This is a genomic window from Armatimonadota bacterium, assembly GCA_013314775.1.
Classification (GTDB): Bacteria; Armatimonadota; Zipacnadia; order Zipacnadales; family JABUFB01; genus JABUFB01.
On the sequence record JABUFB010000031.1, the window covers coordinates 1 to 12253 of the forward strand.

The following is a 12253-nucleotide window of genomic DNA, read 5'->3' on the forward strand; positions in this document are numbered from 1 at the left end:
CAGACAGTCACGCTCTTTTACGCTCATGAGTAGTTCCATCCCGGATAGTTCGCCGCGCGACGACGACGACACTACCACCGGACATTTCTACTTTGCACCAACCGGACATTATCACGTTGCGCTTACACATCCATCTCCATGAATTAGCACTCTCAATGCGAGAGTGCCAACCAGCGAGGCAATCTTATGCTCGTCCGTGATGTCGTCTGCGCCCTCGAAACCCTCGCCCCGCCCGAACTCGCGGAAGAATGGGACAACTGCGGCTTGCAGGTAGGCGATCCAGATTCCGAGACCAGCGGCTGCCTTCTCGCCCTGGACATGACCGCCGAGACCGTGGCCGAGACCCGCAAGAACGGCTTCGGGTTGCTGATCGTTCACCATCCGCCCTTGTTCCGTCCACTGTCGACGATACGCCCTGACGTGCCCTGTGGCCAGGCGATCATGGCGGCAATACGAGTTGGCGTGTCGGTCTATGCGGCTCATACCAGCGTGGACAACGCCCCGGATTGGGGCACTCCCGCTGCCCTGGCGGCTCAGCTCGGGCTGTCACCGGGTCCGACCCTCGCACCCACGGCACGTCCGATATCGGCCGCCGTCCGGCTGGTCATGTTGACAGGAGAGCCTGACGTGGTCGATGCGCTCCTGGCTCAGAGCGATCTGTCACAAGTTCCTTCCACTGCGTGGCGCGTGCTTGGGCAAGATGAAGGAATCCCGCGGATTCGGGTGGAACTGGAAGTCCCGGAAGCCCAGTTCCAGGGCATTGTAGCCCGTGCGGCGAAGTTTGGGGTCCACCTCACCGTCCTGCGCCCTGAGGGGGCCGGCGGCCCTGGGGGCACCGGCATGCTGGTGCGGGTGCCGCCGATGTCTCTCGCGGCTCTGGCGGAGTATGTCTCGCGGAAGATGCCCGCAGCTTCTCTCGTCCTGGCCGGGCGGATGGACAAGACCATTCAGACCGTGGCACTTATCCCGGGTTCCGGAGGAAGCCTCGTGGAGCTTGCCGCGTCCAGCGCGGATGCGCTGGTCACCGGTGAATGCGGCTACCACGACGCCCTGCGGGCGGAGGAGCTCGGACTGGGTCTAGTGCTGGCGGGGCACTATGACACAGAGCGCCCGGTGCTCAATCTGCTTGCGCGAGGCCTGCGGGAGAGGCTCGGGAAGGACTTTGCGGTCGGCATCAGCCAGTCCCGCACCGACCCTTTCACAGCGCGCCGGCCAGACCTGTGACGCTAGCGGTGCCCGGCGTCCACCCGTCTGAAGCAGCCCAATACACAGGAGGCCTCACATGGCCCAGGAACTGGACATTCTCTTCGAACTGCAGCAGGTGGACAGTGGTCTCGCGCTGCGCAGGCAAACACTGGCGAGTCTCGACGACGGCACGGAGACCGAGAATCGCCTGCGCCAGGCAAAGAAGCGGCTGGCGTTGCTCGACAAGAAGCGACAGGAGATTGAGGCCACCTACAGGGACAAGGACCTGCAGCTCAGGGGCACGGAGGAAGAGCGGGCTGCGCGCACAAAGCAGGCTTACGGTGGCACGGTTACCGACCCCAAGCAATTGCGCGCCTTGCAGCAGAAGATCGCGGAACTGGAGCGCACCAAAGAGCGCCTGGAAGAGGAGCTGCTGGTGCTTCTGGACCAGGGCGAGGAAGCGCAGAAAGCCGTTGACGCCCAGCGGGAGGCGGCCCGTGGTCTGCTCAAGCAACTGAACGAGTTGCGCGAGCGCAGCTCCGGGCAGTCCGAACGCCTAAAGGCCGAAATCGAGGAACTCGAAACGCGGCGCGAAGTACTTGCCACCCAGGTGAGCGAGAGCATGCTCAAGCAGTATGAGCAGTTGCGCGAGAAGCTGGGGGGCGTGGCGGTCTCGGCCGTGAAGGAAGGTTCCTGCAGCCAGTGCCACCTGAGCGTCCCCAGCACCTACGCCCCGCGTTTGCGAGCTCGCGAGCAGGGGGTGAAGTGCGAAAACTGCCGCCGAATCCTCTACCTGCCCGAAGGGGAGAGCCCCTTCGTGCCGGGGGAGGACAACTAGACCCCCAGTAGCTTCTCGGCATTGCGCCAGCCGATCTTCTCGTACACCTCGCGAGAGATGCTGCCCGTCGCGACCGCATTGTTCAGATAGTCGATGATCGGCGTCTCATTGCGCACATCCGCGAAATCGGTGCCGAAGAAGAGGCGGTCCTGGAACTCCTCCATGAACGCGAAACCGAAGTCGGGGTCGCGGCTGATGGCGTTGAAGCCGCTGCCGGCTGACAGGTCCCCCAGCAAGTTCGGGTACTCCCGCATGAGTCGCACCACCGCGCCGCCTTCGGCCACCGGGCCTCTGGGGTAAGTGTTCCGGGCCTCCGCGGTCAGGTCGCCGCTGATTTCTGCCCAGAACGGCTGTGAGTGCCCGAGGAACTTCACTCCCGGGAACTTGCGCAACGCTCCCTCGAGGCCCGGCAAGCCCATCTCGTCTGCAAGACCGTAGTAGCCGTAGAGCTTCGGGGCAATGTGGAATGTGAGTGGAAGCCCCCGCTCCCCGGCGTGCGCAAGGAGGTTCTCCACCCGCGGGTCGTCCCAGGTCAGATTACAGCAGACCTCGCCGATGCCTCTGCAGCCTCGCTCCAGGTAGTGATCCATGAGGTAGCCCAGGTCGGCTTCTGGAGCGTTCATCACCATCCGTGGATCCACGTTCATGAACGGGATGATGAAGTCCGGGTACTGCCGCGCCATCTCCAGGATTTCCTCCACCGGCTGCACGAACCAGCCCACGTCCGGGTTTACCCGCGCGAAGACCACGGCCTTGCGTACCCCGCGAGGGCCAAGCTTCCCGATGATTTCCTCCGGCGTGGCATACCGACCGCCTCCGGGGACATTGCGCTCCGGGTAGTCAAACAGGCGCGCATGGACGTGGATGTCGATGAACATCGTCTGCCTCCGGACAGGCGGGTTGCGACGCATCAGGCCCTGGATGTTCGCCTCTGGTCCGCAATAACCTGCCTGCGGAGGAGAAGAGCGTCCTCGCGGGGAATCAGGTCAGTACGGCACGCCGCCGAAAGCCCGGAGGAGCGCGAGATGAACGGACATCTGGACTACACGGTTGAGCTGAACGCGATCACCAGCGGCTTCGACGGCAAGACCTGCTGGGTCCATGCCCGGCCGGGGGTGATTCCCGGTGGTGGTGATAACGGCATGCCGGCCGTGGTCGTGACCCTTCAGAAGCTCCTGCTCACCGGTTCGGATGTCTTCTGCGGTCTGCACGATTTCCGCACTGATGACATGGGGGGCACCTGGCACGGGCCGAAGAGTTACCCCGGCCTGGGCCGACGGCAGGAGCCTGACGAAATTGAAAGCGTCATCTGCGACTTCACGCCGTCGTGGCATGCGGCGACTGGAAAGCTCCTGGGCATCGGGCACGTCGCCCGGTATCTCGGCGATCATCTCGCTCCCGATCCGCGCAGGCGCGAGACAGCTTACTCGGTCTACGACGATACCCGGCGCATGTGGAGCTCTTGGGAGACAGTGGAGATGCCCGACCCGGAGCGGTTTTTCTGCGCCGGGGCCGGGAGCGTCCAGCGCGTCGACTTGGAGGATGGAGCGCTCCTGGTTCCCATCTACTTCCGCGACCCGAAGGCACATGACCCCTCATGCTCTGTCAGTACCGTGATGCGCTGTGCATTCGACGGGACTTCCCTGAAGTACGTCGAGCATGGCACCGAGTTGAGCGTCCCCGAACCGCGAGGCCTGGGCGAACCATCACTGACGCGTTTCCAGGATCGCTACTTCCTAACGCTACGGAACGATATCCGGGGCTATGTGAGCGACGGCCCGGACGGGCTGAATTTCGGACCGCCAATACCGTGGAGGTTCGACGATGGCGAGGAGCTGGGCAACTACAATACCCAGCAACACTGGGTTACCCACAGTGACGGGTTATTCCTGGTGTACACCCGCAGGGGGGCCGACAATGACCACGTTTTCCGGCACCGCGCGCCGCTTTTCATGGCGCAGGTGGACCCGGAGCACCTGTGCGTGATTCGCGAGACCGAACGGGCGATCGTGCCCGAACGCGGTGCCCGGCTGGGGAACTTCGGCGTCGCGAATATCACTCCCTATGAAACCTGGGTAGTAGCAGCAGAATGGATGCAACCGGTGGGATGCGAGAAGTACGGCAGCGATAACACGGTGTGGGTGGCGCGGATTCACTGGGAGCGGCCAAATGAAACAGTGTAGGGGGGTGTGCCGGCCTCAGCGCCGCGCCAGTGTGAAGGCGCGCCAGGTGCCTGTGTCTGGCGGCGTGACCTCTCGCGGGACGAGGGCCTTCGCTGCCGCCGCAAGCTCCAGGGGCGCCAAGGAGTTCCTGGACGGCTGCAGCACCACATCTCCCTCCTGAATAGGAACGCGGGGCAGTTCCGAAGCATCCATGAGCACTGTCTGCTTCGGCACGCCCGCGAACAGAGAGACCGCATAGCCGTCTCCGCCGATGACGTATGCTTTCCGTTCGGGCTGCACGTTGTGGCGCAACGCATCCCCCGCGGCGCGGTGGCCGGACACATCGACGGAAAGGGCCGGTTTTCCCTCGTAAGTAGGGGAGACAGGAATCCCGTGGCCACTCGCGTTGAGCCAAGAGCACGCCGGGATCCCCAGGAGTGCCAGCAGAACACTCAGCCAGAGTGACTTCCGCGCGGAGCCGGCTCCGGCGGTGTATTGCGCGGCGATCACCCCGAGCAGGGAAAGCCCCACTGCCGCGGACGTTACGGCCAGCACCGGCAAAGCCTGCCAGGGTGTCCGGCTTACGGAACCCTCCCCTGCCAGACAAGACCACAGCCCGCCCAGCATGCCCCCGATCACCAGCCACGCGCCCGCTCTCCCCGGAGGATTGCGTCGAGCCACCCCGCGCAACTCATGCCAGATCAGCCCGAGAATCGGCGGGAATGCGGCCAGAACCGCAGCCAGCGGCCACCACACGGGACACGCGCTGGCGGATTCAGGCGGCGTCATCGCGCGCACGAAGTTGAGAGGGTCACCCATAATTGCCCAGTTTGCGCCAATCCAGACGGCGTAGCAGTACACAATGGGCAGCAGGAAGGCGATCAGCGTCCCCTCTGTGCGCGCCCAGCCCTGGCGGTCTCTTCGGGTCCGCCACGCCACATATAACGCGGCCGTGATCACGAGCCACAGCGCGGCATAGTGCGTAAGCGCCGCAGCTGTGAGTAGCAGGGAACAGGTGACGAGGTCGCGGAAACCTTCGTCCTGCGACCAGCGCATGAGGGCGAATGCCGCGCCCGTGAGCGATGCCGCGAAGATGATCCCGGGGCTGCCCAGTGCCCCCAGGCTCAGTGTCAACGGGTGCAGCACCAGTATCGCAATCAGCGGCCAGCGGAAAGCGCCTCGCAGGCCAAATCCAGCCAGTGCGCCATTGAGCAGACAGGCGGTGAGGCCCAGCATGACCGCCCCGAGGACCGGGCAGGCAAGGCCGCTCGTTGCCAGACTGCGCGAGACGCACAGGGGTAGGTACAGGAGGGTCGGGAGCGGGGGAGCGCCAAAACCGACCAGCCCCAGGTTGAACCGAGCTTCGCGGTGCACCACATCGAAGGCGTGAGACAGAGCCGCAAGTGCGTCCAGGTCCGCTCTGCCGGCTCGCCACGCAGCAATGCCCGCAAGGAGGCACGCCCCTGCGGCCAGCACAAACACCACCGCGGACTGGGCCGCGCTGCATTGCGTGCGTTCCCCGGGCGCCTTCACTGCAGGCCTCCGGGCGGGGCCTCACTGGTCAGCCCATGCTCTGTTTTTTCCCAGTAATGCGGCTTGACGATCAATTGCGCGGCAGCCTTGTATGCGGCCCAACTCATCATCAGCCAGTAGAGGGGCGTCAATAGCGTGTGCTTCACCAGGTCGTGGTACCCCCGGTTCATACAACCCGCCACGTTCAGATACACGAACACGAAATTCCCCAACAACAGGCAGAAGACACCTGGGACGTAGATCGCTGTAGGGAAGATCGCGTTGATCGTCGGCGACTGGGTGATGAGCCAGGCCACGGTCAACAGCCAGTAGATGGGGTTGACCAGGAACGATACGATGGACCCGCCCACGGTCATCTGGAAACTGAACCAGCCGGGTAGGCCCAGTTGCCGCACCAACCGCAGTGGCCGTCGCATGTGGACAAGGTAGGTCTGGATATACCCCTTGACCCAGCGCGAGCGCTGCCGCAGCCAACTGAAGAAGTTAGCGTTCGCCTCCTCCCACGTGGTGCTATCGATCATCTGTGTAACGTACCCGTGTTTGAACAGACGTACTCCGAGGTCACAGTCTTCGGTCACGTTGAAGGGATCCCAACCCCCCAGTTCTTGCAAGGCCGCCACCCGGAAGTGGTTGGAAGTGCCGCCCAGCGGGATGGGTGCTTGTGAAGCCGTCAGGCCGGGCAGGAACAGGTCGAACCAAACCGAGTATTCGGCCGTGAACCACCGGGTCTGCAGGTTCTGACGCGGGTTGAAGTAGTTGAGTTTCGCCTGCAGACAGACCACGCTCGGCGGCAGATTACGGAACGCACAGGCGGCCTTGCGCAACTGGTCGCGCTCCGGCACGTCCTCGGCATCGTAGATGACAAGGAGATCGGTATTGCACAGCGCGAGGCCGTAGTTGCAGGCCTTGGGCTTGGTGCGCGGGTAACTCTCGGGAACGATTACAAGCCGGAACTGGGGCGGCAGCTCCATGGCCTGCGCCGCCTCCACCGTCTCCCGGTCGTCTTCTTCCAGGAGCAGCTGGATCTCCAGCTTCGCAGCCGGATAGTCAAGTTCGCACAGGCCCTTGACCAGCTTAGGCAGCACTGTAGCTTCGCGGAAGAGAGGAATGAGGATCGTGTAAGATGGCAGGTCTTCGTCCCGAACAGAGGCCATCTCCTGGGGGCTGACCATGATCGCCGCGTGCCGGCCCAGAGAACGCCATACCAGGTAGAACTTGTACCCGGACTGCAGGACGTAGAAGGCGACGAAGAACCCATTGACGGCAATGAGGGTGGGGAGGAACGCGAAGATCAGGCCGACTGCCACGGCGACGAACACCACCGCCAGCGCGGCTCTCTGGGCGCCGGTGAAGGTGATATTCGCGCATTCCTCGGGACGCTCGTGGAGCACGCGTAGCGGGTCGATGTGTCCGGCTTGAGACTGTGGCAAGGGTTATCCCCCAGCATGAGCAGACGCGCAGCGATAAGGGCGACCCCGCCACGACCCACTGAATGAACGGGCTACCCGACCCACGACAGGGCGCGTGGCCATTCGAACCCACCGTTTCGGACATTGGGCCCGCCGGCCGTTGGTCAGGCGCGGTTCATGGCTTTCGATCAGTTTATCGGCTTGCCGAGGGCCTTCAGCGAGAACGCACAGATATTATAGATCAGCCGCAGGCCATCCGCCCGGCTCGTGTCGAGCCAGCCGTCGAATGCCGCGTCTCGAGGCATGGATGCGCGTGATCGCACCGACGGGCAGATGATAATGACGCCCTCATCGATGGGCCAGACAGCCAGAACCACGTGGTCGCCGCGGTTGTACTGGGTCATCAGCGCCTGAGCGCCCGTGGGCAGGCCGCGCATGTAAGCGAATGTGTCGCCCGATTCGATGACACGGACCCCTTCCAAAAGAGGATGGTCCTGCGCGCCCTCGGCCACAATGGCTGATTCCACACTGCCACCGATCGAAGCGTACGGGCCAATCGCCCCGGCGAGGTGGGCCTCGATCCACGCTACGTTGCCGTTGGCGACCCACCTCTGCAGCGCCTGAACGGCTCCGAAGTTCCAGTCCCGTGCCTGCCCGGTGAGCCATGCGATGCGGCCCTTTTGCAGCCGCAGGTCGTCAGGCGTGTCTGCCTTATTGGCGAGACGAAGCGCCTTCTCGCGGACGGCCATCATAGTCCTGTAAGAGGGGCCGTCCGGATCATCTGATCCCGCCGCTAACGCCGGCAGGGAAGCGAAAAGCACGGCGAACACCCCTGCCACGCAAAGCGCCATTGTCCTCCCGGTCAACACTCGCTCCCACCTCGTGAGTTCAGTCTGTGCTGCAATCCGCGGCGCCGGCAATCACTGCGCCTTCGTAACAGACAACGCCTTCGTTGTCGGGTTCCATTCAACCGCATACCCGAGCGCACCGAGCACGCTTGACGCGGGGATGAATGTCGTCCCGTCCTGGATGACGGCCGGGGCATCCAACGGTTTGAACTCCTCATTCGCGGTGAAGGTCTTCTCACCCACTGAGATGCTCAGCGCGGTCTCGCCCAGTTTGACCTCGAGTATCTTGGGCACCGGCCGCCAGGTCAGCGTGGCGCCTATCGCCTGCAAGACGCTCTTGGCGGGTACCATCGGCACGCCTTCCGGGGTCAGGAAGGCCGGGGCGATCAGACTGAGTTTGCGACCGTCCAGGAATACGCGCACGCTGCCCAGTTCCGCATATTCCTTGTCCAGGTAGGCTACCGGGGACCAGGCGATGTCGATTCTGGCTTTTGAAATGAGGCCGGCAACATATGCTTCCGGATCCACGGCTGTCCTGCCCGCTTGCAGTGCTGCTCGAATTTGGTCCTTGACCGCGGCAAGCTCAACTGCGGCTCCCATCCGACGGGCCTCGACCTTCACGATGTGGAAACGCCCGTTCAGTTCGAAGGGCTCGGTCATCTGGCCCTCCTCCAGGGCTTCCGCAAATTGCCACAGGTCCGGGATCGGTATGGTTTTCGCGGACACCCAGCCGAGGTCGCCATCTTTCGCCGGGGCATCTGCAGCAGCAAAGCGGCGCGCCGCAACTGCGAATGGCGTGCCGTCGAGGATCGCCCGGTAGGCAACCACAGCATCGTCTGCGCTGTCGGTCACGATATGCATCAAATGAAGCTGGGTCTCGGTCCCGTACTCGGCCTTGTGTTCGTCGTAGTAGTCCTCGATGGCGTCATCGGTTATACCGGACGCATTGGCCACGAGGGCCTCCAACAGCATCTGCGTCTGCAGGTGCTCGCGGTACCCTTTGAGGGTGAAGCCTTGTTGCTGTATGTGGGCAAGGAACGCGTCCTCGCCGGGGAATTTCGCTTGCTCGGCTTCGAGGCGTTCTGTCACCTGATCGTGAGAGAGCTTGATCCCTTGCTTCGCGGCCTCGTCGGCGATGACGCGGCTGCGCACCACCGAATCCATGATGGCCCGCGCGAAGTGATTGCGGATCACGTAGTCCAGATAGGCCGGGGTGACATTGAAGTCGTTGATTCTGGCGAGGATCGGCGTTCCGGAAGGCGCGGGTGCGGGCTGAGAGAGGGCGACAGGGGCAACGAGAACGGCAAGGCTGAGAGCGAGGATGCGTCGGACGCTCACGGCAAATCCCTCCCAGGGACGAAAATCAGGCCGGGCACGCTCTTCCGGCGCACCTCGGACGTCGTCGTGGAGCCGCGCATGAGGCCCGCGGAGGGCTCGATACGAAGCCGATTATACGGGGCGGTCTGACGGCAAGTCAAGGAAGGCAGGAGGTGTCCGGCGATGTACGTCGAATTGTCTACCACTTACAGCGCCGTGCCCTATCCCGTCAACAAGGAGACCAACAATGTCTGAGAAACTCGCCATCGACGGCGGAACCCCCGTAACCACCGAGGCCTTCCCACCGTGGCCCTATTTCACTGAGGACATGATCCAAGCAGCCATGGGCCCACTCCGCAGCGGCAAGGTCAATTACTGGACCGGAACCATCGGCATGGAGTTTGAGCGCAAGTTCGCCGAATGGGTTGGCTGCAAGTTCGGAATCTCCACCAGCAACGGCACCAGCGCGCTGCATACGGCTCTTGCGGGCCTGGGAGTCGGCCCGGGCGATGAGGTCATCACTCCTTCCTACACCTTCATCGCGTCCAGCTTCTGCATCCTGCAGGCCGGCGCCGTGCCGGTCTTCGCGGATGTGGACAAGGAGACCCATACCATCAGCCCCGAAGCCATCGAGGCGTGCATCTCTTCCCGCACGAAGGCCATCATCGCCGTGCACCTGTATGGCTGCATGTGCGATATGGACCCGATCATGGAGATCGCGAAGAAGCACGGATTGTTCGTGGTGGAAGACTGCGCGCAGGCCCATGGAGGCGTGTACAAAGGCAAGAAAGCGGGCTCCATTGGACACTGCAACGCATTCAGCTTCTGCCAGTCCAAGCACTTCACGACTGGCGGCGAAGGCGGCTGCACGGTAACGGACAACGAGGACGTGGCGTGGATCTGCCGCTCCTTCCGCGACCACGGCTACGATGTGTCCGAGCGCCTCCGCCTTCTGGAACTCGAGGAGAAGCTGCCGTACATCCACAACATGTGGGGCTTCAATTACCGCATGACCGAGATGCAGTCGGCAATCGGCCTGGAATGCCTGAAGATCATGGACAACTGGAATCTGGCCAATCGCCGGCGGAACGCAAAGATTCTAGATGAGGCGCTCAAGGACGAGCCGTACATCTGGCGCCTGCCCATCGACACCGAAGAGCGTCAAAACGCATACTGGCTGTACCCGATTATCCTGGACACCGACAAGCTGAGCGTTGACGGACGCACGTTCTTCAAGGCGGTTGCCGCTGAGGGCGTACCGGCGGGTCCAGTGTTGTGGCCCCAGTGCTACAAGGAGAAAGCATACCAGCAGCACAACGGTCCGACCCACCTGAAGTACCCGTTCCGCGACCCGAACACCCGGCCGGAGGCCGTTGAGTACCGAAACGTACACTGTGAAAACGCAGCCTGGGTTGAGGAGCGCACGTTCTTCACCTGCGTACACCCGACGTATGAAGTTGAGCACATGGAGCTGGTGGCGGAGGCAATCAAGAAGGTCGGCCGGGCGTATATGAAGTAGGGAGTGGCACGGCAACGGACAGCCGTGGCGTGCACATTGCGGGACTGGCACCCGAACTCGAGTCGCTTTCGAGGTCGGTCCCTGTAGTCCATGCGTTATCCGTCTCTCTGCTGCCCTTTCAAGGGTTCTAAGCAGCCGTGATGGGCGGGGTTTCAGGGGCTCCCTCGCCTGGCTACATGCGGACGGCCCCGTTAGGCTGGACGGCGTGCTTCGTCACCTGCGTCGCCTGGCGGCAGATTGCGGTTGCTGATGCACCTCCCCTGTAACAAACCAGTGCCCGGCCCACGGAATTCGCCGGGCATTTACTCAGGGTAGGGACGAGGTTTGCCCGTAACAATGCCTCAGCCAACCTACAGGGGCATCCCGGTCAAGAGCCACTTGCGCAATCACGATAAGGTCGCCCAGATCCTGGGCGACCTTATCAGTAGTGGCGCCGTGCTGGATCTTCCCGCCGGGCCCGGAGCAATGAGCCGCCGTCTCGCCGACGCGGGGTATACCGTGCAGGCTGCAGACATCGCCCCCCAGGATTTCGTCCCCTCACACATCCCCTGCGTCCGCGCCGATCTCAACTCCACGCTGCCCTTCGACGATGCGGCCTTTGATGCCGCCGTTTGCGTGGAGGGATTGGAGCATCTCGAGAACGTGCATCACGCTCTGCGAGAGCTGTACCGGGTGCTCAAGCCAGGTGGATGGCTGGTAATCAGCACACCTAATGTTGCCGGCGCCAGTTCGCGGCTGCGTTTTCTGCTCACGGGGTTCTTCAGTGTCGCTGAAAGGCCGGTGAATGAGGTCCATCCGTCTCCCGGTGAAGGCCACATCACGTTGCTCACGTATCCCCTGCTGCGGTTTGCCTTGAGGCAGGCGGGCTTTGATGTGGTGTGGGTCACCGGTTCAGTGCGGAGGAGTGCAGGGGCGTGGTTCTACGCACTCTGGCCGTGGGCGAGGATGATGACCGCCAAAGCTCTGTTCACCGAAGAACCGGACCCGGAACAGCGCGAGATCAACCGGGGGATCGCACGGGAGATGTTCTCCGCGGATCTGCTTCTGTCGCGGATACTCGTGGTTGCGGCGCGCAAGCCGAATGGCTGACGAGCCGCGCAGACCGATACACGGCACCGGGGAGCCTATCGCGCGGGGAGGCGACGGTCGGCACCCCGGTGCCAGGGGAAAGTGTCTACCGCGTCTTCTGCCAGTAAGTGGTGTAATGCTTCGCGTACGATTCCCACGATCCGCTCTTCTGCCATTTCACGTGGCCGTCGCAGAAGGACATGTTGGCACCGTCGTTGTGGAGGCCGAAGTCCTGCCCGACGGTGAGTGAGCCACCAGCGACTTCGATGATCCCGGCGGGGCGGCCGTAGCAGTCATCACCGCGGCTGCCTCCGGTTCCCATCGGCGTGGCACACCAGCGCGAAGCTCGAATGGCGTCGAAGGTGAGCAAGGTC

Annotated in this window: 10 protein-coding genes and 1 pseudogene; 5 read left to right on the plus strand and 6 right to left on the minus strand. The window is 63.1% G+C overall.

Annotation, left to right across the window (positions count from 1 at the left end; genetic code table 11):
* Positions 1–186: 186 nt before the first annotated feature.
* Positions 187–1224, plus strand: a pseudogene (locus HPY44_22155) (Nif3-like dinuclear metal center hexameric protein).
* A gap of 58 nt (positions 1225–1282) precedes the next feature.
* Complete coding sequence (locus HPY44_22160) at positions 1283–2023, plus strand: hypothetical protein (GenBank protein ID NSW58725.1); 741 nt, start codon at positions 1283–1285, stop codon at positions 2021–2023.
* Here HPY44_22160 and HPY44_22165 read toward each other — a convergent pair.
* Positions 2020–2901 carry an amidohydrolase family protein gene (locus HPY44_22165; GenBank protein ID NSW58726.1) on the minus strand — a complete coding sequence of 294 codons (882 nt, stop codon included), beginning with the start codon at positions 2899–2901 and terminating at the stop codon, positions 2020–2022. The two genes, HPY44_22160 and HPY44_22165, sit on opposite strands and share 4 nt — an antisense overlap.
* 147 nt (positions 2902–3048) lie before the next feature.
* Between HPY44_22165 and HPY44_22170 the strand changes: the two genes are divergently transcribed.
* Positions 3049–4206, plus strand: coding sequence for an exo-alpha-sialidase (locus HPY44_22170; protein ID NSW58727.1), 1158 nt, complete (start codon positions 3049–3051; stop codon positions 4204–4206).
* Between the two features lie 15 nt (positions 4207–4221).
* On the opposite strand, the gene HPY44_22175 is transcribed toward HPY44_22170, so the two are convergent.
* The 4 genes from HPY44_22175 to HPY44_22190 form a co-directional block, all read right to left on the minus strand.
* Positions 4222–5718, minus strand: coding sequence for a hypothetical protein (locus HPY44_22175; GenBank protein NSW58728.1), 1497 nt, complete (start codon positions 5716–5718; stop codon positions 4222–4224).
* Positions 5715–7148: a glycosyltransferase gene (locus HPY44_22180; protein ID NSW58729.1), complete on the minus strand. Its 1434-nt coding sequence runs from the start codon at positions 7146–7148 to the stop codon at positions 5715–5717. Before HPY44_22180 ends, HPY44_22175 begins: the two co-directional genes overlap by 4 nt.
* Before the next feature lie 167 nt (positions 7149–7315).
* Positions 7316–7993 carry a hypothetical protein gene (locus tag HPY44_22185; protein ID NSW58730.1) on the minus strand — a complete coding sequence of 226 codons (678 nt, stop codon included), beginning with the start codon at positions 7991–7993 and terminating at the stop codon, positions 7316–7318.
* A gap of 54 nt (positions 7994–8047) precedes the next feature.
* Positions 8048–9313 (minus strand): peptidyl-prolyl cis-trans isomerase, encoded by a 1266-nt coding sequence (locus tag HPY44_22190; GenBank protein NSW58731.1) that lies wholly within the window; start codon positions 9311–9313, stop codon positions 8048–8050.
* Positions 9314–9539: 226 nt separating this feature from the next.
* Between HPY44_22190 and HPY44_22195 the strand changes: the two genes are divergently transcribed.
* Entirely contained in the window at positions 9540–10811 is a 1272-nt protein-coding gene (locus HPY44_22195; GenBank protein NSW58732.1) for a DegT/DnrJ/EryC1/StrS family aminotransferase, read from the plus strand.
* Positions 10812–11147: 336 nt separating this feature from the next.
* The gene (locus HPY44_22200; GenBank protein NSW58733.1) at positions 11148–11900 is read left to right on the plus strand and encodes a methyltransferase domain-containing protein; all 753 of its coding nucleotides are present in this window, start codon (positions 11148–11150) and stop codon (positions 11898–11900) included.
* Between the two features lie 85 nt (positions 11901–11985).
* Here HPY44_22200 and HPY44_22205 read toward each other — a convergent pair whose 3' ends face one another.
* Positions 11986–12201, minus strand: a complete 216-nt coding sequence (locus HPY44_22205) for a hypothetical protein (protein NSW58734.1) — start codon at positions 12199–12201, stop codon at positions 11986–11988.
* Between the last annotated feature and the right edge of the window lie 52 nt (positions 12202–12253).

Excerpts from the sequence above, each read along its gene's own strand:
- HPY44_22160 (NSW58725.1), top strand. The coding sequence starts at position 1,283 with ATGGCCCAGGAACTGGACATTCTCTTCGAACTGCAGCAGGTGGACAGT.
- HPY44_22165 (NSW58726.1), bottom strand. The coding sequence starts at position 2,901 with ATGTTCATCGACATCCACGTCCATGCGCGCCTGTTTGACTACCCGGAG.
- HPY44_22170 (NSW58727.1), top strand. The coding sequence starts at position 3,049 with ATGAACGGACATCTGGACTACACGGTTGAGCTGAACGCGATCACCAGC.
- HPY44_22195 (NSW58732.1), top strand. The coding sequence starts at position 9,540 with ATGTCTGAGAAACTCGCCATCGACGGCGGAACCCCCGTAACCACCGAG.
- HPY44_22200 (NSW58733.1), top strand. The coding sequence starts at position 11,148 with ATGCCTCAGCCAACCTACAGGGGCATCCCGGTCAAGAGCCACTTGCGC.
- HPY44_22205 (NSW58734.1), bottom strand. The coding sequence starts at position 12,201 with ATGGGAACCGGAGGCAGCCGCGGTGATGACTGCTACGGCCGCCCCGCC.